This is a genomic window from Rathayibacter sp. AY1D1 (assembly GCF_002932635.1).
GTDB lineage: Bacteria > Actinomycetota > Actinomycetes > Actinomycetales > Microbacteriaceae > Rathayibacter.
This window is the reverse complement of the sequence record NZ_PSVY01000006.1, coordinates 158,265-177,919: the sequence shown is the minus strand read 5'-3', so window position 1 is coordinate 177,919 and position 19,655 is coordinate 158,265. Positions and strand designations below refer to the sequence as shown.

Here is a 19,655-nt window from a genome sequence, read left to right as displayed (position 1 = left end):
AGCCCACCGACTCCAACCCCGGCTACGTCACCCCGCTCGTGCGCAAGCTCGCGGGCGAGAACGGTATCGACCTCTCCACCCTCACGGGAACCGGAGTCGGCGGCCGCATCCGCAAGCAGGACGTCCTCGACGCGGTCGAGGCCGCCAAGTCGGCTCCGGCCGCCCCGGTCTCGGCGCCCGCCGCCGCCGCCGCCAAGGCCGCGCGCACCCCGCTCGAGACCTCCCCCCTCCGCGGCACCACGCAGCCGATGTCGCGCCTGCGCAAGGTCCTCGCGCAGCGCGCCGTCGAGTCGATGCAGACGAGCGCCCAGCTCACCTCGGTCATCGAGGTCGACGTCACGGCGGTCGCCCGCTTCCGCGACTCGGTCAAGAAGAGCTTCCAGGAGAAGACCGGCGCCAAGCTGTCCTTCCTCCCGTTCTTCGCCCTCGCGGCGGCCGAGGCGCTCAAGGCCTACCCGGTGATCAACTCGACCCTCGACGGCGAGTCGATCGTCTACCCGGACCACGAGAACATCAGCATCGCTGTCGACACCGAGCGCGGCCTGCTGACCCCGGTCCTCAAGAACGCGTCCGAGCTGAACCTCGCGCAGATCGCCTCCACCATCGGAGACCTGGCCGAGCGCACCCGCAACAACAAGCTGAAGCCCGACGAGCTCGCCGGCGGCACCTTCACGCTGACCAACACCGGTTCGCGCGGGGCCTTGTTCGACACTCCCGTCGTGTTCCTGCCGCAGACCGCGATCCTCGGCACCGGCATCGTCACCAAGAAGCCGGCCGTCGTGCAGGTGGACGGTGCTGACGCCATCGCGATCCGCTCGACCGTCTTCCTCGCGCTCTCGTACGACCACCGCACGGTCGACGGAGCCGACGCGGCGCGCTTCCTGGTCGCGATCAAGGAGCGCCTCGAGGAGGGCTCGTTCGAGAACGACCTCGGCATCTGAGACGCTCCCCCTGAGCGCGCCTCTCACGAGGCCGCTCCGGTGTAGACGTCGCGGATGAGCCAGCCGGCCTCCGTCCTGATGATCAGGACGGAGGCCGCTGTCGTCCCCGGGGCCGTCCGGAGGTGCACGACCGCCGATGCCCCGTTCACGTCGACGAGGACGGCCGACGCCTCCCCCGTCGCCGGGACAGCGGAGGCGGGGCCGTCCGCTGCGTCGCCGAGCGGCGAGTCCGCCGTGACCAGACCGCGGGCGCACCCCCGGTCCCCGCACGCGCGCACCGCGTCGATCAGCACCTCCGCCGCCTGCTCGGCGTCGAGTGAGGTCGCCGCGACCGGAGCCGGCGGTGCCGCGGTCGCCACCGCCGGCGGAGCCGACCGAGCCGGAACGGGCGCGGCTGCGGTCGACGCCTCCGCATCCTGCACCTGCCGATCGGGCCCGCCCGCGAGCGAACCGGCGAGCACCGCTCCCAGCACGATCGCCGTCCCGACCGAGAGCGGTCCCCGACGCCGGACGACGAACGCCCGGAGGCGGTCCTGCCAGCCGTCGAGCGGATGGACCCGCCGATGCCGGGCAGCCGGAGCAGGCACCGCCTCCCGACCCCGTGCACCCGCGCCGGACGTCGGCAGCGCCCGCACCGCCTCGCCTATCCCCTGCGGATCCGCGAGTCCGTAGAGGTTGCCCTCCAGCGCCAGCAGGTCGCGGTGCCGCGCGAGGGCGGCGACCGGCAGCTCCGGGCAGAGCATCCCGAGGCGCTCCAGGACCCGCTGCAGCGCGTCGCGCGCCGCACGCGGGGTGTCGACGGCGGGCGTCGTCAGCAGCAGCAGCGGCCGACCCTCCTCCGTCAGGCCGATGTCGTCCGTCGTCGGAGCCAGCCATGCTCCCTCGAGCGCGGCCGACCGGACCGCGCCCACCACGGGGGCGAGGAGGGTGACCGCGGCGCCGAGTGCGATTCCCCGCTCGACCCACAGGAACCTCTCGAGTGTGGCGACGACGGGAGGGGCGGTCGAGACGATGCGCCTCCTCGGAGACGACTCCACCCGGACGATGCGTTCGCGGTGGCGGTGCTCGGCGAGCCGAGCCACCGCCGACACCTGTAGCGCCTCGGCCTCCCGCGGCCGCATCGTCCGCTCGGCCGGCGGTGCGGCATTCGGCGCAGGCGTCCGCCGCCTCCCCGTCCGCACTCCGCCGATCCTCCGGCCCTGGGCCGTCCCGCTGCTCGTCATGAGGCGAGCCTGACCGCAGGTCGGGGCGGAGGACGCCCGTCGATCCCGATCGGTGGACGGATCGGCGCACGTGCCCTCTGTGGAGGAGTCGGATCCGCGTCCGGGGTCCGCCGCCGCGCTCCCGCTCGGTATCCTTGACGTCATGGCACGCAGCACGGAACCGTCGACGAGGGCGGTCAAGGAACCCGGACGTCTCAAGCAGATGTGGCAGGTGTTCCAGATGACCCGCCGCTACGACAGCAGCGCCGTCTGGATCATCCTCCTCGCGCTCCTGCTCCCGATCCTGCTCGGCGTGCTCCTCGGCATCCTGCTCGGCAACGGCAACGGCTTCGTGATCGCGCTGTGGATCATCGTGGGCGTGATGGCCGGCCTGGTCGCCGGACTCGCCGTGCTCTCGCGTCGCGCCGAGCGCGCCGCCTACGGGCAGATCGCCGGGCAGCCCGGCGCGGTCGGCGCCGTCCTGCGAAGCGGACTGCGCGGCACCTGGACCGGCGGGGAGATGCCCGTCGCCGTCAACGGTAAGACCCAGGACGCCGTCTACCGCGCCGTCGGCCGCGGAGGCGTCGTGCTGATCGCGGAGGGCCCCGCCTCCCGGACCAAGCGCATGCTCGAGGACGAGCGGCGCAAGGTGTCGCGGATCCTGCCGAACGTCCCCGTCACCTTCGTGCACGTCGGCTCCGACGCCGATGCGACTCCGCTGCACAAGGTGCCGAGCCGCCTCTCGAAGACGAAGAAGGTCCTCACCAAGGCCGAGGTCCTCGCGGTGAAGAACCGGCTCTCCTCGCTCAACACGTCGCTGCCCATCCCGAAGGGCGTCGACCCCTTCAAGGTGCGCCCTCAGCGATCGCGCTGACGCACGACGCGACAGGCCGGTCGGGATCTCTCCCGGCCGGCCTGTCGCGTCTGCGGCGCGAGTCAGTAGCGGACGAGAACCGTCCCGGCCACCTTGTCGTGGAAGCCGCGCTGGTCCGAGTCCCAGACGAGCGCCGGCACCAGCACGGCCAGCAGCACAGAGCGCACGATCGGACGCCACACGCCGACCCAGCCCCCGCCGAGACGGATGACGCGCATCCCGAGCAGGCGGTGCCCGATGCTGCCGCCGATGGTGGGGATGAAGACGACCTGCAGCAGGACGAACAGCAGCAGGCTCGCCCAGCGGTCGTAGTCGAAGAACGCGAGCGACAGCAGAGCGGCGACGGCGAAGTCGACGGCCAGGGCGGCGATGCGGCGGCCGGACCGTCCGACCGAGAGGCGGCCCTCTCGGGGGAGGCCGAGACGCTCCCCCGGGTACGAGCTCGGGGCGGCGTCGGCGAAGGTCCTGCGGTCGGCGGCTGGCATCCTCCGATCCTATCCGCGGCGTCTCGGAGCGGACCGAGGAGCGGGTGGTCCGGCAGACGACGTGGAGCCCGACCCCGGACCGGCCCCGTAACATGTCGGAAACAACAGGGACACGGTGGGGAAACCCGCCGTCACTACCCTGGAACGGCTGCGCTCTGCAGCACCCCGTCACGCCATTGGAGACCTTTGCATGTTTAAAGATTCTTCCGAGGTGCTCTCGTTCATCAAGGACACGGACGTCAAGTTCCTCGACATCCGGTTCACCGATCTCCCCGGTGTCCAGCAGCACTTCAACATCCCCGCCTCGACTGTCGATGAGGAGTTCTTCTCCGTCGGTCAGCTCTTCGACGGGTCCTCGATCCGCGGATTCGCGAACATCCACGAATCGGACATGCAGCTGATCCCTGACGTGACCACCGCCTACGTGGACCCGTTCCGCGTCGAGCGCACGCTGATCCTCGTCTTCGACATCTACAACCCGCGCAACGGCGAGATCTACTCCAAGGACCCGCGTCAGGTCGCGAAGAAGGCCGAGAAGTACCTCGCGTCGACCGGCATCGCCGACACCGCGTTCTTCGCTCCCGAGGCGGAGTTCTACATCTTCGACGACGTCCGCTACGAGATCACGCAGAACTCCGCGTTCCACTCCGTCGACTCGGTCGAGGGCGCCTGGAACTCGGGACGCGTCGAGGAGGGCGGCAACCTCGGCAACAAGACGCCCTACAAGGGCGGCTACTTCCCGGTGAGCCCCGTCGACAAGCAGGCCGACCTCCGCGACGACATCTGCCTCAAGCTGATCGACGCCGGCCTCATCCTCGAGCGCTCGCACCACGAGGTGGGCACCGGCGGCCAGGCCGAGATCAACTACCGCTTCGACACGATGGTCCACGCGGCGGACGACATCCTGAAGTTCAAGTACATCGTCAAGAACACGGCCGAGCAGTGGGGCAAGACCGCCACGTTCATGCCGAAGCCGCTCTTCGGCGACAACGGCTCGGGCATGCACACCCACCAGTCGCTGTGGAACGACGGCACGCCGCTCTTCTACGACGAGAACGGCTACGGCGGTCTCTCGGACCTGGCGCGCTGGTACATCGGCGGCCTGCTCAAGCACGCCCCCGCCGTCCTCGCGTTCACGAACCCGACGGTCAACTCGTACCACCGCCTGATCCCGGGCTTCGAGGCGCCGGTCAACCTGGTCTACTCGGCCGGCAACCGCTCCGCGTCCATCCGCATCCCGATCACGGGCACGAACCCGAAGGCCAAGCGCATCGAGTTCCGTGCGCCCGACGCCTCCGGCAACCCGTACCTCGCGTTCGCCGCCCAGCTGATGGCGGGCCTCGACGGCATCAAGAACCGCATCGAGCCGCACGAGCCGGTCGACAAGGACCTCTACGAGCTGCCTCCCGAGGAGGCGAAGCTCATCCCGCAGGTCCCCGCGACCCTGGGCGAGGCGCTCGACGCCCTCGAAGCCGACCACGACTTCCTCCTCCAGGGCGGCGTGTTCACTCAGGAGCTCATCGACACCTGGATCGAGTACAAGCGCGAGAAGGAGATCAAGCCCCTCGCGCAGCGTCCTCACCCGTTCGAGTTCGAGCTGTACTACGGGGTCTGATCCCGCAGCACTGCCGAAGGGCCGTTCCTCCTCGGAGGGGCGGCCCTTCGCCGTCCCCGGCGCGCGGGCGTCAGCGGTAGGAGGAAGCGTCTCCCGCGGCCGGCCCGTAGAACAGGCGCTCGAAGACCGCGCGGGAGCGGCGGGTCACGCCGAGGTAGTCGTCCTCGAGCGCCGTCGCGGACCCGGCCGGGTACTCCAGCAGGCGCGCGACGCCCTCGAGCTGCCGGCGGTCGGTCGGGAGGACGTCGCTGGTGCGGTTGCCCCAGAGCGTGGTGCCCGAGCGGACACGGGACGCGAGGATCCACGCGGCGCGCAGCCGATCCGCGTCCTGCGGGCCGATCATGCCCTCCTCCTCCGCGACCGCGAGGGCGGTGAGGGTCGAGGTCGTCCGGAGCGCCGGGGTCCGCCGCGCGTGCTGCAGCTGGAGGAGCTGCACCAGCCACTCGACGTCGCTCAGCGATCCGCGGCCGAGCTTGAGGTGACGGCGCGGGTCGGCGCCCTGCGGCAGACGCTCGCTCTCGACCCGTGCCTTGATCCGCTTCACCTCGCGGATGTCACGGTCGGAGACCGCTCCCGGGTAGCGGACCCCGTCGGCCAACTCCTCGAAGTCCTCGATGAGCGCCTGGTCCCCCGCTACTCCCCGCGCCCGGAGCAGCGCCTGCGCCTCCCACGTCAGCGACCAGCGGGCGTAGTAGGCGCGGTAGGAGTCGAGGGAGCGCACGAGCGGCCCGTTCTTGCCCTCGGGCCGCAGGTCGGCGTCGAGATCAAGTGGCAGGCGGGAGTCCTCCGTGAGCCGGACCAGCTCGGCGACGACGAACTGCGAGTAGAGCTGGGCCTGGTGCGGCTCGGCGGTGCCGGGTCGCTGGACGTACATCACGTCGGCGTCGGAGCCGAACCCCAGCTCCGCCCCTCCGTACCGGCCCATGCCGATGATCGCGAACTCCGCGTCGGCGCCGGGCCGGGTCGCACTGCCGCGCCGGATGGCGGCGAGCACGCCGCCCAGCAGTGCGCTGATGATGTCGGTGAGGCTGGTCGCGATCTCCTCGATCGAGCTGAGGCCGAGCACGCCACCCATGGCGGTCCGCAGCACCTCGCGCCGGCGCATCGAGCGGAGGACCGAGGCGACCGCGTCGGGCGTCTCGTGCCGGGCGAGCACGGCGCGCACCTCCTCGGCGAGCTGGGCGGCGCTGCGGGGGCGGAGGGCGTCGTCGTCCTCGAGCCAGGCCGCCGACTCCGGGATGCGGTCGAGCAGCTCGCCGACGAAGCGCGATCCGGAGAGCACCGTGGTGAGCCGCTTGGCGGCTCCGGACGAGTCGCGCAGCATCCGGAGGAACCAGGGCGTCCCGCCCAGTGCGTCGCTGAGGCGCCGGAACGCGAGCAGGCCGTAGTCGGGGTCCGGTCCGTCGGCGAACCACTGCAGCATCACCGGCACGAGGTGGCGCTGGATGCTCGCGCGGCGCGAGACGCCCGAGGTCATCGCGGCGATGTGACCGAGCGCCCCGCGGGCGTCTGCGAAGCCGATGGCGGCGAGGCGCGCCTCCGCCTGGCCGGTGGACAGCTCGGCACCGCCGTCGGAGAGCGCGGCGACCGCGGAGAGCAGCGGACGGTAGAACAGGCGCTCGTGCAGGCCCCGGACGCGGTGCTTGATCCCGTTCCAGACGCTCAGCAGCTCCTCCGCCGTGCGGGCGAGCCCGCTGGAGCGGGCGAGGGTCCGCAGCTCGTGCTCGTCCCGCGGCATCAGGTGCGTACGCCGAAGGCGCCGCAGCTGGAGGCGGTGCTCGAGCAGCCGGAGTGCCCGGTAGTCCTGCGCGAACTCCTCGGCGGCGGAGCGGCCGATGTACCCGCGGTCGGCGAGGGCGCCCAGGGCGAGGAGAGTCCCGGGCATGCGGATCTCGTCGTCGGTCTGCCCGTGGACGAGCTGGAGCAGCTGCACCGTGAACTCGATGTCGCGCAGGCCGCCGGGCCCGAGCTTGATCTGGTGGTGGACGTCGTTCTGCGGGATGTTCTCGGTGACCCGCTCCCGCATCCGCTGCACCGACTCGACGAAGTTCTCGCGGGAGGCGCTCGACCAGACCTTGGGCGCGACCGCGTCGACGTACGCCCGCCCCAGCTCCTGGTCGCCGGCGAGCGGACGCGCCTTGAGCAGCGCCTGGAACTCCCAGCTCTTCGCCCACCGGTCGTAGTAGGTGATGTGCGACTCGAGGGTGCGCACGAGCGCGCCCTGCTTGCCCTCCGGGCGCAGGTTCGGGTCGACCTCCCAGAGCTCCGGCTCCATCGCCAGCGCAGAGGTCCCGCGCATGAGGAGCACGGCGAGCCGGGTGGCGACGTCGATCGCACGGGCGTTCGTCAGCTCCTTCTCCGGGTCGCCCTCGGCGACGAAGATCACGTCGACGTCGCTGACGTAGTTGAGCTCGGACGCTCCCGCCTTGCCCATGCCGATGACGGCGAAGCGGGTGGCGGCGACCTCGTCCCGGCCGAAGCGGCCTGGGCCCGTGCCCTCGACCAGCTCGGTCCGCGCCACGGCGAGGGACGCCTCCAGCGCGGCTCCGGCGAGGTCGGCCAGCGCCCTCGTCACCCGGTCGATCGCCGCGACGGGGTCGGCTTGGCTCAGATCGTGGACGACGATCCTGGTGAGGAGGCGGCGGTACCGGACGCGCAGCGCCGTCCAGCCCGCCTCCTCCCGGAGCGACGAGAAGCCGTCGACGGCGCCGACCGACTCGAGCAGCTCGGCCTTCATCTCGGCGCGCCCGGGGAGCGTGCGCACCGGCTCGAGCACGCTGGCCAGCTCGTCGGGCCGGCGCTGGAGGAAGTCGGCGAGGCCGGAGGAGGCCCCCACCACCAGAAGCAGCCGGGTCAGTGCCTCGTCGTCGGCGAGGACCGCGTCGATGCGGTCGCGGTGCCGCCGCAGCAGGTCGATCAGAGCGAGCAGCGCCTCGTCCGGGTCCGCCACCCGGGCGAAGGAGGGCAGCACCGACTCGAGCTGCCGCCCGGCGAGCTCCTCCGCCTCGGCCAGCCGCGCCCCGGTCTCGCCGAGCGCGGCGAAGCCGAGGCGTGCGATATCGCGGAGGGAGCGTTCACGGGGCATGGCCGAGGCGTCAGAGCATCTCGAGGTTGCTGCGCAGCTCGTACGGCGTGACCTGGGCGCGGTACTCGGCCCAGTCCTTCCGCTTGTTGAGCAGCACGAAGTTGAACACCTGCTCGCCCAGCGTCTCGGCCACGAGCTCGGACTCCTCCATCAGCGAGATGGCGCGGTCGAGGCTGGCGGGCAGGGCGCCGTAGCCGAGCGCCCGGCGCTCCGCGTCCGAGAGGGCCCACACGTTGTCCTCGGCCTCGGCCGGGAGCTCGTAGCCCTCCTCGATGCCCTTGAGCCCGGCCGCCAGGAGCAGCGAGTACGCCAGGTAGGGGTTCGCCGCGGAGTCCAGCGCCCGGTACTCGATGCGCGACGACTGCCCCTTGTTGGGCTTGTAAAGCGGAACGCGCACGAGGGCGGACCGGTTGTTGTGGCCCCACGAGACGTAGCTGGGCGCCTCGTCGCCGCCCCAGAGCCGCTTGTAGGAGTTGACGAACTGGTTCGTCACGGCGGTGATCTCGGGGGCGTGCTTGAGCAGGCCCGCGATGAACTGACGGCCGAGCTTCGAGAGCTGGTACTGGGCGCCCTGCTCGTAGAACACGTTCACGTCGCCCTCGAAGAGCGAGAGATGCGTGTGCATGCCCGAGCCGGGGTGCCCGGAGAGCGGCTTCGGCATGAACGTCGCGTAGACGCCCTGCTCGATCGCCACCTCCTTGATCACGGTGCGGAAGGTCATGATGTTGTCGGCCGTGGTGAGCGCGTCCGCGTAGCGGAGGTCGATCTCGTTCTGGCCGGGGCCCGCCTCGTGGTGGCTGAACTCGACCGAGATGCCCAGATCCTCCAACATGCGCACGGAGCGGCGGCGGAAGTCGTGCGCCGTGCCTCCGGGGACGTTGTCGAAGTACCCGGCGGAGTCGACCGGCTCCGGACCCTCGGCGCCGAAGGACGACGACTTGAGGAGGTAGAACTCGATCTCGGGGTGCGTGTAGAAGGTGAACCCGCGCTCGGCCGCCTTCGCCAGCGTGCGCTTGAGCACGTTGCGCGGGTCGGCGACGGCGGGCTGGCCGTCGGGCGTCGTGATGTCGCAGAACATCCGCGCCGTCGGGTCGATCTCTCCGCGCCACGGGAGGATCTGGAAGGTCGACGGGTCCGGATGCGCGAGGACGTCGGCCTCGAAGGAGCGGGTGAGGCCCTCGATGGCGGAGCCGTCGAAGCCGAGCCCCTCCGCGAACGCGCCCTCCACCTCGGCCGGCGCGATCGCGACCGACTTCAGCGTGCCGACGACATCGGTGAACCAGAGGCGAACGAATTTGATCCCTCGCTCTTCAATGGTGCGAAGAACGAAGTCCCGTTGCTTGTCCATCCAGACCCCTCCTGTTTCGACCCTCAGGCTACTGCCTCCGACCGGGGCCCGCGGGGCGCCCGAGGCGCGCCGTAGACTGGCGCCCATGTCAGCGCAGCCCGTGAAACGCGTTCGAACCCGCCACTTCCAGAACGCGAAGGACTCCGGTGTCCGCATCACCGGGCTGACCAGCTACGACCAGCTGACGGCGAAGATCTTCGACGACGCCGGGATCGACTTCCTCCTCGTGGGCGACTCCGCCGGCAACACGGTGCTCGGCTACGACACCACTCTGCCCGTCACCGTCGACGAGCTCATCCCGCTGGCGCGTGCCGTCGCCGGAGCCGTCGAGCGCGCCTTCGTCGTCGCCGACATGCCCTTCGGCTCCTACGAGTCGGGTGCCGACGACGCGCTGCACACGGCGTTCCGCTTCATGAAGGAGACGCACGCGCACGCGGTGAAGCTCGAGGGCGGAGTCCGCTCCGCCGAGCAGATCCGGCGCATCGTCGAGGCGGGCATCCCCGTGATGGCGCACATCGGCTTCACGCCGCAGAGCGAGCACGGGCTCGGCGGTCACATGGTCCAGGGGCGCGGCGAGGGCATCGAGCAGCTGCTCGCCGACGCGCGCGCCGTCCAGGAGGCAGGGGCGTTCGCCGTCGTCCTCGAGATGGTGCCCGCGGACGCGGCACGTCAGGTGACGGAGGAGCTGCGCATCCCGACGATCGGAGTCGGAGCGGGACCGCACGTCGACGGACAGCTGCTCGTGTGGACGGATTTCGCCGGATTCACCACCGGCCGCATCCCCCGCTTCGTGAAGCAGTACGCGGATCTGCGCGGCGTGCTCACCGGAGCGGTCACCGCGTACCGGGACGAAGTGGAGTCCGGCGCCTACCCCGGCGCCGAGCACAGCTACGAGTAGCCGCGGTCAGCGGTCCTCGGCGGCGTCCTCCTCGGCCCACTTGCGGCTGTTCTCGTGCAGCCGCTCGAGGGCGTGCTCCGCCTCCTCGCGAGAGGAGAAGGGTCCCACCCGGTCGACGGAGGGGGACACGAATCCCTGCTCCACCGTGCCGGCCTTGAGGTTGTACCACCAGGAGTTCGCGTCGCCGTCAGCCATGCCGCGATCCTACGCCGCAGCCCGCGTCGGTCCGCACCCCCGCCCTTCGCTAGCATGGCCGCTATGACTGCTGCGGCGACCGCCATCGGAATCGACATCGGGGGAACGGGCATCAAGGGGGCCTCGGTGGACCTGGCCGCGGGCACTCTGCTCAGCGACCGGATGAAGCTCGCCACTCCCCCGGGCGGCACGCCGAAGGACATCGTCGCCACCGTCCAGCAGATCCTCGAGAAGATCCCGGACCTGCCCTCGGACACCCCGGTCGGCATCTGCTTCCCCGCCGTCGTCGTCCACGGACGGACGATGTCGGCGGCGAACGTGTCGGACGAGTGGATCGGCCTCGAGGCCGAAAAGCTGTTCGAGGACGCGATCGGCCGGAACATCTTCTTCGTGAACGACGCCGATGCGGCGGGCTACGCCGAGTCGCGCTTCGGAGCGGCGAAGGACAAGGAGGGCCTGGTCATCATGACCACCCTCGGCACCGGCATCGGGACGGCGCAGATCCACGACGGGATCCTCATCCCCAACGCTGAGCTCGGCCACCTCGAGATCCACGGCGGCGACTACGAGAAGAAGGCCTCGTTCGCCGCCAAGGAGCGCGACGACCTCGACTACAAGCACTGGGCGAAGCGCCTGCAGCGCTACTACTCCCACCTCGAGGCGCTGCTCTGGCCCGATCTCTTCATCGTCGGCGGCGGCATCTCCAAGCACCACGACGAGTTCCTCCCGCTGCTCGACCTGCGCACCCCGATCATCCCGGCGGCGCTCCGCAACAACGCCGGCATCCTCGGCGCGGCCGCGCTCGCAGGACGGGGCTGAGTCTTTTTCCTCGGCGGTCCCCGCCCGCCGAGGCGCGGTCGGCCTCGGGAGGTGACGCGTTCCGGGGAGCGGGGTGCGGACGGCTACTACGAAACGCTGGCACGCGTTTCGCCGGTTCGCCTGGTGCGTGGCGCCATGGCGGACGGACGTGATCAGACTTTCAGGGTTCAGCGGTCGCGGTGAGCCAGGACGGGGGCGGGGGCACCTGGTCCTCGGCGGTCGATCCGCAGCGGCGTCTCAGGACCGTCCTCCGGGACCGTCGCCTGCCGGACGCCGTGCTGCACCGCTTCGTCCGCAGGAGGCAGCGCGAGAGATGGACTGCGCCAGTCTTGACGAGTAGCCGCGCAAGGGTGTGTCGAGACCCCGGAACCGCCACGGCAGGCCGTCGCGCTGCCTGCGGGCGGGAGCGCGAGCTCGGCGACCGGCGGAGACGCGAGATGCCCCGCCGGGGCGGGGCATCTCGTGGCGAAGGGGTCGGCTGATACGCCGGGTTCTGTTCACGCCGCGCCTCTCGGCGGGCGCTGGACGGCCATCTCTCTCGGAGCCACGTCGCCGTGACCCTCCAGCGGTCTACCCGAGGACCCGACGAGCAGCCGCATCGTCCTCTGTCTGACCTTGCTCCGGGCGAGGTTTACCGAGCGGACCGGATCACTCCGGCCCCTGGTGGTCTCTTACACCACCGTTTCACCCTTACCGCCGGCCGGAGCCGACGGCGGTCTGTTCTCTGTGGCACTGTCTCGCGGGTCGCCCCGGGTGGGTGTTGCCCACCGCCCTGCTCTGCGGAGCCCGGACGTTCCTCGGCACCACGGCTCTCGCCGCGGTGACGCGACCGTCTTGCCGGCCCGTTCGCCCGTCCAGTGTACGGCTCAGGCGAGGGTGGACTCCTCGCCGCGCACCAGGATGCAGCCGCTGTCGGGGCAGAGGACGACCTCGTCGGGAGCGGAGGCGCGGATCCAGGAGAGGTCCGACTCGGTGAGGGCCACGCCGCTCCCCTCCGACACCTTCCCGCGGAGGAGGGCCGCGCCGACTCCGTAGCGGGCGCGCTGCTTCTCGTACAGCTCGACCAGGTCCTCCGGAAGGGTCGTCACCAGGTCCGCCCGGTCCCGGGCGAGCGCCTCCTGCTTGTCGCGGAGCTTCTCGGCCTGCGCGTCGCGCTCCTCGGCGAGGGTCCCGAGCGAGGCGACGACCTCGTCGCGCTCGGCCTGAGCCGCGGCGACCTCGGACTCGATGCCCTCGATCCGCTCCATCAGGGTCAGCTCGATGTCCTCGAGGTCTCCCCGTCGCTTCACGAGGGAGGTGATCTCGCTCTCGAGCGCGGCGATGTCCTTGGCCGCGGATGCGGTCTGCAGGCGGTCGCGATCGCGGGTGAGCCGCTTCTCGACCACGCTGACGTCGGACTCGATGCGCCCGAGCTCGGTGCGCACGTCCTCGAGGCGCCCTGTGCGCTCGGCGAGGGAGCGGCGGGTCTCGTTGTCGCGGGCCTGCATCGCCTGGATCCGCGCGATCTGCGGGAGCGTCGCGAGGGCGTGGCGCAGCTGCGCGCCCCTCGTGTCCAGACTCGCCAGAGTCAGGAGTTCGCGCTGGTGTGCGGGGCTGGCTTTCACGTGGCGGTCCTCGTTCCCGGCGCGCAGTACGGGCGCGCCGCGTCCATTCTCCCGTGCCCGCGGCGGGTCAGTGCACGATCGCGAAATCCCACGGGTCGGTGCGGGTCTCGCTCACCTCGACGGTGACCGTGGGCAGGGCCTCCCGCAGTGCGGTCGCGGCGACGTCGAGCCACAGCCATTCGCTCGCCCAGTGCGAGACGTCGATGAGGGCGGGCCCGGTGCCGTGCAGGGCCTTCTCGCGCGCCTCGGAGGCCGGGTGGTGCCGGAGGTCGGCGGTGATGAAGACGTCGCTCGTGCGGACGGCGGGGGCGTCCAGGAGGGAGTCCCCCGCTCCCCCGCAGAGCGACACGCGGCGCACGGGTGTCTCGTAGGCGCCCGCGACCCGCACTCCCCCCGCGGTGGCCGGCAGGAGCTCGGCCACGGCTCCGGCCAGGCGTCCGAGCGTCACCTCCTCGGGCAGATCGCCCACCCGGCCGAGCCCGACCGACGGGTCGGCGCCCGGGACGATCGGAGTCGTGCCGGTCAGGCCGAGGCGGGTCGCGATCACGTCCGAGACGCCGTCCGCGACGATGTCGGCGTTCGTGTGGGCCGAGATCAGTGCGCAGCCGCCCCGGACGAGGTCCGCGAGCAGGCGGCCCTTGTAGCCGTCCTCGGCGATCGAGGTGACGCCGCGCAGCAGCAGCGGGTGGTGCGCGACCAGGAGCTGGTATCCGCCGTCGACGGCCTCCGCGACGGTGTCGGAGACCACGTCGACCGTGAGCAGGATCCGCTCCACCGCGGCGTCGGGGTCGCCGGTGACCAGGCCGGGCGCGTCCCAGCTCTCGGCGGCCGCCTCGGGCCAGAGACGGTCGATGACGGCGTGGACGTCGCGCAGTGAGGGCATGCGTCCAGGGTAGGGCCGCTCAGGGCGGGTGGTCGGTCTCCACGGCGCGGATCCCGGCGTCGGCCGCCGCGTCCAAGTCGGCTCGCGGGTGGTCGTCCGACTCTAGCAGGAGGAGGGTGATGCCGCCGTACCGCTCGATCTCGATCAGGCCCGCGACTCCGGAGGCGGCGAGCACGTGGCCGCCGATCCCGCCGGTGGTGTCGACGACGTGCGTTTGCAGGCCGGCGACGCTGATCCCCTGGAACGGCTGCGGGCCGACGAAGCCCAGCAGCGTGCCCTCGACGCCGGTCAGCCGGACCTCGTGCTGGTCGCGCATCGCGTCCGCCAGGCGGCGGTAGGGCTCCGCCTGCGCGATCGGCCGGCGCAGGGTCGGCGTCTCCACCGCGCGCGCAGGCGGACGCCGACGAAGACGTCCGGACAGGGCACGAGCGAGCGCACCGCGGCCGGTCCGCCGAGCGGCGCGATCGGGAGCCGTCGCGGCGCACGGTCGGTGGTCCGTGCTTGCCTGGGGACCATGAACGAGTACCTCCCCTGGGCCGTCGCGGCCGCCCTGCTCCTGGCCCTTCTCATCACGGTCGTCGCCGGCCGCCGACGGCGCACTGCGGCGAGAGCGGCGGCGGAGCAGGCCGCGGAGGAGGCCTCGGAGGAGCACCAGCGCACGATCGCCGAGCGCGACCGGAGCCACGAGGCGGCGCTCAAGGCATTGACGCGCGCGCGCGACGCCGAGCGCGACCTCAGTCGGACCGAGCTCGAGACGGCGCAGGAGGAGGTCGAGCAGACCCGTGACGCGCTCGCCAGGACCTGGAGCAGCGAGGCCGTCTCGCACACCCTGATCCGGGAGGCGTGCGCCTCGGCGGGGCTGTCCGGCGTCCTCGCCACGAACGTCGTCTTCGTACCGGTCGAGGCGCGCACGACGCGCCGCTTCCTCGCGCAGATCGACCATCTGCTGCTCACCCGGCACGGCGCGCTCATCATCGAGGCCAAGTACTGGCAGGGGGTCGTCTTCGACGGCGTGCGACCCGGTACCGTCCACCCCTCCTACGGCGTCCTCCTCGACGAGGACGCCCTGCCCGAGGCCTTCGCGGTTCAGATCGCACCGGGGACGGTGTCGCGGTGGACGGTGCGCACGCATGTCGAGCAGCACGTCCCCGCCCGGCAGGTCCGGATCCAGGCCGCGAGACTCAAGGAGCACCTGGCCCTGAACGGTCTGCCCACGCCGTGGTTCGAGACGGCCGTGCTCTACAGCCACCCCGACGTCAGGACGTACGCGCCCGGATGGCAGGGCACGGGAGCGGCACGGACGAGGATCCTGACGGGAGTCGACGAGCTGACGGACGCTCTGGCCGATCTCGCACGGCGCCCGGGCACCACGATCGGGGAGGACGCCTGGGGCGAGCTCTCCGGATTCCTCGCCGGATGCGGCGGCCACGTGGAGCCGGTCGGGCCGACCCGTGCGTGACCAGCAGGGGGACCCGGTGGCCGGACGGGCACGGTCCTGGCTGGCCTGACCGGCCTGAGCCGGACAGGACGGCGCCGGACCCTGTAGCGCCGTGAACGACGAAGGTCCGCACTCCCGGAGGAGTGCGGACCTGTTCGGTGGATCCGAGGGGATTCGAACCCCTGACCCCCTGCATGCCATGCAGGTGCGCTACCAGCTGCGCCACGGACCCGTGTTGTGTTCTGTCTTGCTTCGTACTGTCTTTCGCTGTCTCCGCCGGGCGGAAGCAACTCGAATAAACTACAACACGATTCGCGTGAAGTGAAATCGAGCGCTGTCGCCGGGCGTGTTCGTCAGTTCGAGGACGTCGACGAGTCGACGGCGACGGGCTGCTCGAGGGTGAACGGCACCGTCGGGCAGTCCTTCCAGAGGCGCTCGAGCGAGTAGTACATGCGGTCCTCCTCGTGGAAGACGTGCACGACGAGGTCGCCGAAGTCGAGGAGGATCCAGCGGCCCTCCGCACGGCCCTCGCGGCGCAGCAGCTTGGCGCCGGAGTCGTTCAGGCGGTCCTCCACCTCGTTCGCGATCGCGACCACGTTGCGCTCGGAGCGGCCGGTGGCGAGGAGGAAGATGTCGACCAGCGGCAGCGGCCCCGAGACGTCGAGGGCGACGAGGTCCTCACCGCCCTTGGAGTCGGCGGCGGTGGCCGCGAGCTGGAGCAGGGCGCGGGCGGAATCGGTCGCAGTCATGAAGCCTTCAGTGTCGGTGGTGGAGATCAGAAGATGTTGAGCACGAAGCCGCCGATGAACAGCGCGATCGCGCCGACCAGCAGGACGGCCGCGGTGATCGCGAGGACCACCGGGACGCTCACGCCGGCGCGCTTCTGCGGCGCGATCATCGAGGTGCCGGCGGCGTGGGTGGAGACGGCGCTGGACGCCCGGACCGGCTCGGACTCGCCGACGGGCTGCTCGCGGTCGATGCGGTCGACGTAGCGGTCCACATCGGGCGAGTCGTAGAGGTTCGGGTGCTGGCCCGTGGAGCCGAGGCTGCGCGGGAGGTCGAACGAGCCGGTGACGAGGATCTCCCCCGTGTCCGTGCCGACTGTCGCGCCGGGGCCCGTGGTCGGCAGGATCAGCGCGTTGGTGGTGGTGACGGCACCGGTGGCGGCGACTCCGCTCGCGATGAGGGAGTCGAACGAGGCGTCCACCTCCTCCTTCGACTTGCTGTCGAGTTCCTCGGTGATGGCGAGGTGCTCGATCGGCGGCTCGAAGCTCCCGGTGATCTCGGTGGCCTTCTCGTCGGCGATGTCGAGGGATCCGCCCACCGACGCGAAGAGCGCGGTGTTCAGGTGCGGCTGCTCGGGCTGCTCGCCGGCCGTCGGCTGCTCGTCGTCCGCGTCCCGCTCGTCGGAGGCGTCCGCGGACGGCGTCTCGTCGTCGGAGGAGGAGCTCTCGATCTCGGCCTCGTGCACCTCGGCCGCGTCGGCGTCCGCGGTCGCATCGGTGGCGGACTCGTCCGCCTCCTCCTCGGACGCCTCGGGGGCGTCCTCGGTGACGACGTCCTCGTCGCCCTCCGGCTCCTGCTCCGCTGCGCCCTCGGGCACCGGCTCCGCATCACGGGACTCGTCGGCCGCCTCGATCACGGGGACCGACCCGGTCGGCGGGAGCGCCGAGGCGCGCTCCAGGGCGCCCTCGACGTCGTCGGAGCGCTCGTCGTCGGACCGCTCCTCGTCGGCGGGCGGCTCCGCCTCCGGTGCGGCGGCGACCTTCTCCGCCTGCTGCTGCGCCAGCAGTGCGCGCAGCTCCCGACGGGTCAGCTGGCGGCCCGTGGCGTTCTCGGTGGCGACGATCTCCATCGAGGAGGTGCGCAGGTCGGGCTCGCTCGCGGGGCTCGGCTCGACGGGGGTGATCCGCAGGGCCTGGGTGGGGGTCAGCACCGGCATGTCGCCGGCGGTGGTGGCGGTCGCGGTGGCAGCTCGGCGGGACGTCGTCGGAACGGCGGCGGTCGTGGTCGCACCGGCCTCGCGCCTCTCGCGCTCGCGGATCTCGCGCCGGGTGAGCGGCTTCTCCTCGGGCTGAACTGTCATGACGTGCTCCGATACAGGTGGTGCTTCGAGATGTACTGGACGACACCGTCGGGAACCAGGTACCAGACCGGATGACCCCGGTTGACGCGGCTCCGACAGTCGGTCGAGGAGATCGCCAGTGCCGGAATCTCCAACAAGGATACGTCCTGGGCCGGCAATCCCGAAACGTTGAGGACGTGCCCCGGCCGGCTGACGGCGACGAAGTGGGCCAGCTCCCACAGCTCGTCGTAGTCCTTCCAGCTCAGGATCTGAGCGACCGCGTCCGCGCCGGTGATGAAGAACAGCTCGGCGTCGGGGTGCGCGGCGTGGATGTCGCGCAGGGTGTCGATCGTGTAGGTCGTGCCGATGCGGTCCACGTCGACTCGGCTGACGGTGAAGCGCGGGTTCGACGCCGTCGCGATCACCGTCATCAGGTACCGGTGCTCGGCGGAGGTCACCGTCTTCTTGTGCCACGGCTGGCCGGTGGGCACGAAGACGACCTCGTCCAGGTCGAACGACTGGGCCACCTCGGAGGCGGCGACCAGGTGACCGTGGTGGATCGGGTCGAAGGTGCCGCCCATCACGCCGATGCGCGGACGCCGCGGGCCTCCGCTCGCGGCGGACGTCACGATCGCTGGGCTCCCCGCCTAGTGTCCGTGACCGTGCTGGTCGTGGGAGCCGGCGCCGGTCTTGTGCGAGTGGCGGTTCGCCACGTCGCGGTAGCTCCAGGTGACGAAGCCGAGGGCCGTGAAGGCGACGGCGGCGATCAGGCCGAAGACGATCGGGGGGAACGGCAGCTCCGTGTGGGCCGCTGCTTCGGCGAGGACGGTCGTCGCGAGGGACATGCAGTGCTCCTTGGAGGTCGTGGTCGCCCCGGCGGGGCTCCGACGAGTCTACCCGGACGCCGCTCGACGGCGGATCGCCGGTCCGGGCGCTAGGCGCGGACCTGTCCCGCGCCGCGCAGCAGCCACTTCGTGCTGGTCAGCTCGGGAAGACCCATGGGGCCCCGAGCGTGCAGCTTCTGCGTCGAGATGCCGACCTCGGCGCCGAACCCGAACTCCCCGCCGTCGGTGAAGCGGGTGGAGGCGTTGACCATCACGACCGCGGAGTCGACCTCGGCGAGGAAGCGCTCGGCGCTCCGGAGGTCGTTCGTCACGATCGACTCGGTGTGGTGGGTGGAGTACCGGTCGATGTGGGCCATCGCGGCGTCGAGGTCGTCGACGATCGCGACGGCGACGTCGAGCGAGTAGTACTCCGCGGACCAGTCGTCGTCGGTGGCGGGCACCGCGTCGGGCCAGAGCGCCGCGACGCGCTCGTCGCCGTGCACGGTCACTCCCGCTTCCGCGAGCCGGCCGAGGACGGGCGGGAGGAGGCGCTCGGCGGCGTCGCGGTGGACGAGGAGGGTCTCGAGGGCGTTGCAGGTGCTCGGACGCTGCACCTTGGCGTTGTGGACGATGTCCACGGCCCACTGCTCGTCGGCGCTGGCGTCGAGGAAGACGTGGACGACTCCGGCGCCCGTCTCGATCACGGGGACCGTCGACTCCGTCACGACCGACTCGATGAGGCCCGCGCTCCCCCGCGGCACCAGGACGTCGACGTAGCCGCGCGCTCGCATGAGGGCCTTCGCGCCCTCGCGGCCGTGGTCGTCGACCGTCTGCACCAGCTCGGCGGGCAGGCCGACGGAGGCGACGGCCTCCTGCAGCAGCTCCACCAGGACGCGGTTCGTGTTCTCCGCGGCCGAGCCTCCGCGCAGGATCACGGCGTTCCCGCTCTTGAGGGCGAGCGCCGCGATGTCGATGGTGACGTTCGGGCGCGCCTCGTAGATCGCTCCGACCACGCCGAACGGGACCCGCACCTGGGTGAGGGAGGCGCCGTTGGGCAGGTTCGATCCCCGCACCGTCTGCCCGACCGGATCGGTGAGCCCGACGACCGCGACGACGGCGTCGGCGAGGGACCCCAGCCGCGCCGCATCGAGGCGGAGGCGGTCCTGCAGGCCCGCGCTCATCCCGCTCTCGCGGCCCCGCTGGAGGTCGAGCTCGTTCGCCGGGACGACGCGCTCGGCGCTCGAGCGCACCGCGTCGGCGATGGCGAGCAGAGCCCGGTTCTTGAGGTCGGTGGTCGCACTGCGGAGGGAGCGCGACGCGACGCGGGAGGCGGCGAACCGCTCGGTCAGCGCACTGCTGTCGGGGGTCGTCTGCGGCAT

At 71.5% G+C, this 19,655-nt stretch carries 19 protein-coding genes, 1 tRNA gene and 1 other RNA gene; 6 read left to right on the top strand and 15 right to left on the bottom strand.

All coding sequences use genetic code 11. The features are described 5' to 3' along the window. A partial coding sequence (gene sucB, locus C5C56_RS06785) for a 2-oxoglutarate dehydrogenase, E2 component, dihydrolipoamide succinyltransferase (RefSeq protein WP_104319283.1) occupies nucleotides 1-941 on the top strand: 941 nt, incomplete at its 5' end. Between the two features lie 23 nt (nucleotides 942-964). Here sucB and C5C56_RS06780 read toward each other — a convergent pair. Beyond that, nucleotides 965-2,032: a hypothetical protein gene (locus C5C56_RS06780; protein WP_104288257.1), complete on the bottom strand. Its 1,068-nt coding sequence runs from the start codon at nucleotides 2,030-2,032 to the stop codon at nucleotides 965-967. A gap of 274 nt (nucleotides 2,033-2,306) precedes the next feature. Here C5C56_RS06780 and C5C56_RS06775 point away from each other — a divergent pair, with 274 nt between their 5' ends. Then, the gene (locus tag C5C56_RS06775) at nucleotides 2,307-3,017 is read left to right on the top strand and encodes a DUF4191 domain-containing protein (protein WP_104288274.1); all 711 of its coding nucleotides are present in this window, start codon (nucleotides 2,307-2,309) and stop codon (nucleotides 3,015-3,017) included. A 62-nt stretch (nucleotides 3,018-3,079) separates the two neighbouring features. Here the strand turns inward: C5C56_RS06775 and C5C56_RS06770 are convergent, their stop codons facing one another. Beyond that, complete coding sequence (locus tag C5C56_RS06770; RefSeq protein ID WP_104223667.1) at nucleotides 3,080-3,502, bottom strand: RDD family protein; 423 nt, start codon at nucleotides 3,500-3,502, stop codon at nucleotides 3,080-3,082. Between the two features lie 190 nt (nucleotides 3,503-3,692). On the opposite strand from C5C56_RS06770, the gene glnA reads away from it, so the two are divergent. Next, entirely contained in the window at nucleotides 3,693-5,117 is a 1,425-nt protein-coding gene (gene glnA / locus C5C56_RS06765) for a type I glutamate--ammonia ligase (RefSeq protein WP_104223668.1), read from the top strand. Between the two features lie 70 nt (nucleotides 5,118-5,187). Here the strand turns inward: glnA and C5C56_RS06760 are convergent, their stop codons facing one another. Further along, nucleotides 5,188-8,202: a bifunctional [glutamine synthetase] adenylyltransferase/[glutamine synthetase]-adenylyl-L-tyrosine phosphorylase gene (locus C5C56_RS06760; RefSeq protein WP_104319282.1), complete on the bottom strand. Its 3,015-nt coding sequence runs from the start codon at nucleotides 8,200-8,202 to the stop codon at nucleotides 5,188-5,190. A gap of 10 nt (nucleotides 8,203-8,212) precedes the next feature. Beyond that, nucleotides 8,213-9,550 (bottom strand): glutamine synthetase family protein, encoded by a 1,338-nt coding sequence (locus C5C56_RS06755; RefSeq protein WP_068253236.1) that lies wholly within the window; start codon nucleotides 9,548-9,550, stop codon nucleotides 8,213-8,215. Between the two features lie 85 nt (nucleotides 9,551-9,635). Here C5C56_RS06755 and panB point away from each other — a divergent pair, with 85 nt between their 5' ends. After that, the gene (gene panB / locus C5C56_RS06750; RefSeq protein ID WP_104288256.1) at nucleotides 9,636-10,448 is read left to right on the top strand and encodes a 3-methyl-2-oxobutanoate hydroxymethyltransferase; all 813 of its coding nucleotides are present in this window, start codon (nucleotides 9,636-9,638) and stop codon (nucleotides 10,446-10,448) included. Between the two features lie 6 nt (nucleotides 10,449-10,454). On the opposite strand, the gene C5C56_RS06745 is transcribed toward panB, so the two are convergent. Next, nucleotides 10,455-10,643, bottom strand: a complete 189-nt coding sequence (locus C5C56_RS06745; protein ID WP_104223671.1) for an SPOR domain-containing protein — start codon at nucleotides 10,641-10,643, stop codon at nucleotides 10,455-10,457. A 63-nt stretch (nucleotides 10,644-10,706) separates the two neighbouring features. Here C5C56_RS06745 and ppgK point away from each other — a divergent pair, with 63 nt between their 5' ends. Beyond that, nucleotides 10,707-11,462 carry a polyphosphate--glucose phosphotransferase gene (gene ppgK, locus C5C56_RS06740; protein WP_104239180.1) on the top strand — a complete coding sequence of 252 codons (756 nt, stop codon included), beginning with the start codon at nucleotides 10,707-10,709 and terminating at the stop codon, nucleotides 11,460-11,462. 466 nt (nucleotides 11,463-11,928) lie between these two features. Here the strand turns inward: ppgK and rnpB are convergent. From rnpB to C5C56_RS17770, 4 genes are all read right to left on the bottom strand, one after another. Next, nucleotides 11,929-12,307: RNase P RNA component class A (gene rnpB, locus C5C56_RS06735), an RNA gene on the bottom strand. A gap of 21 nt (nucleotides 12,308-12,328) precedes the next feature. After that, complete coding sequence (locus C5C56_RS06730; RefSeq protein ID WP_104226713.1) at nucleotides 12,329-13,066, bottom strand: zinc ribbon domain-containing protein; 738 nt, start codon at nucleotides 13,064-13,066, stop codon at nucleotides 12,329-12,331. Between the two features lie 67 nt (nucleotides 13,067-13,133). Continuing rightward, nucleotides 13,134-13,949 (bottom strand): Nif3-like dinuclear metal center hexameric protein, encoded by an 816-nt coding sequence (locus C5C56_RS06725; protein ID WP_104226714.1) that lies wholly within the window; start codon nucleotides 13,947-13,949, stop codon nucleotides 13,134-13,136. A 19-nt stretch (nucleotides 13,950-13,968) separates the two neighbouring features. Continuing rightward, on the bottom strand, nucleotides 13,969-14,331 hold the full coding sequence (locus C5C56_RS17770; RefSeq protein ID WP_181127872.1) for an acetolactate decarboxylase: 363 nt from the start codon (nucleotides 14,329-14,331) through the stop codon (nucleotides 13,969-13,971). A 132-nt stretch (nucleotides 14,332-14,463) separates the two neighbouring features. On the opposite strand from C5C56_RS17770, the gene C5C56_RS06720 reads away from it, so the two are divergent. Further along, nucleotides 14,464-15,408 (top strand): nuclease-related domain-containing protein, encoded by a 945-nt coding sequence (locus C5C56_RS06720; protein WP_146084321.1) that lies wholly within the window; start codon nucleotides 14,464-14,466, stop codon nucleotides 15,406-15,408. A gap of 138 nt (nucleotides 15,409-15,546) precedes the next feature. On the opposite strand, the gene C5C56_RS06715 is transcribed toward C5C56_RS06720, so the two are convergent. The 6 genes from C5C56_RS06715 to C5C56_RS06690 all read right to left on the bottom strand — a co-directional run bounded on the left by C5C56_RS06715 (nucleotide 15,547) and on the right by C5C56_RS06690 (nucleotide 19,655). Continuing rightward, nucleotides 15,547-15,619: transfer RNA gene (locus C5C56_RS06715), tRNA-Ala, on the bottom strand. A gap of 121 nt (nucleotides 15,620-15,740) precedes the next feature. Continuing rightward, entirely contained in the window at nucleotides 15,741-16,136 is a 396-nt protein-coding gene (gene rsfS, locus C5C56_RS06710; protein WP_104223676.1) for a ribosome silencing factor, read from the bottom strand. Nucleotides 16,137-16,162: 26 nt separating this feature from the next. Then, on the bottom strand, nucleotides 16,163-17,473 hold the full coding sequence (locus C5C56_RS06705; protein WP_104319280.1) for a hypothetical protein: 1,311 nt from the start codon (nucleotides 17,471-17,473) through the stop codon (nucleotides 16,163-16,165). Continuing rightward, a complete protein-coding gene (gene nadD / locus C5C56_RS06700) occupies nucleotides 17,470-18,081 on the bottom strand; it encodes a nicotinate-nucleotide adenylyltransferase (protein ID WP_104223678.1) in 612 nt (203 codons plus the stop codon). The genes C5C56_RS06705 and nadD overlap by 4 nt, the downstream gene beginning before the upstream one ends. An 18-nt stretch (nucleotides 18,082-18,099) precedes the next feature. Beyond that, nucleotides 18,100-18,297, bottom strand: coding sequence for a hypothetical protein (locus tag C5C56_RS06695; RefSeq protein ID WP_104223679.1), 198 nt, complete (start codon nucleotides 18,295-18,297; stop codon nucleotides 18,100-18,102). A gap of 89 nt (nucleotides 18,298-18,386) precedes the next feature. Further along, nucleotides 18,387-19,655, bottom strand: a complete 1,269-nt coding sequence (locus tag C5C56_RS06690; RefSeq protein ID WP_104319279.1) for a glutamate-5-semialdehyde dehydrogenase — start codon at nucleotides 19,653-19,655, stop codon at nucleotides 18,387-18,389.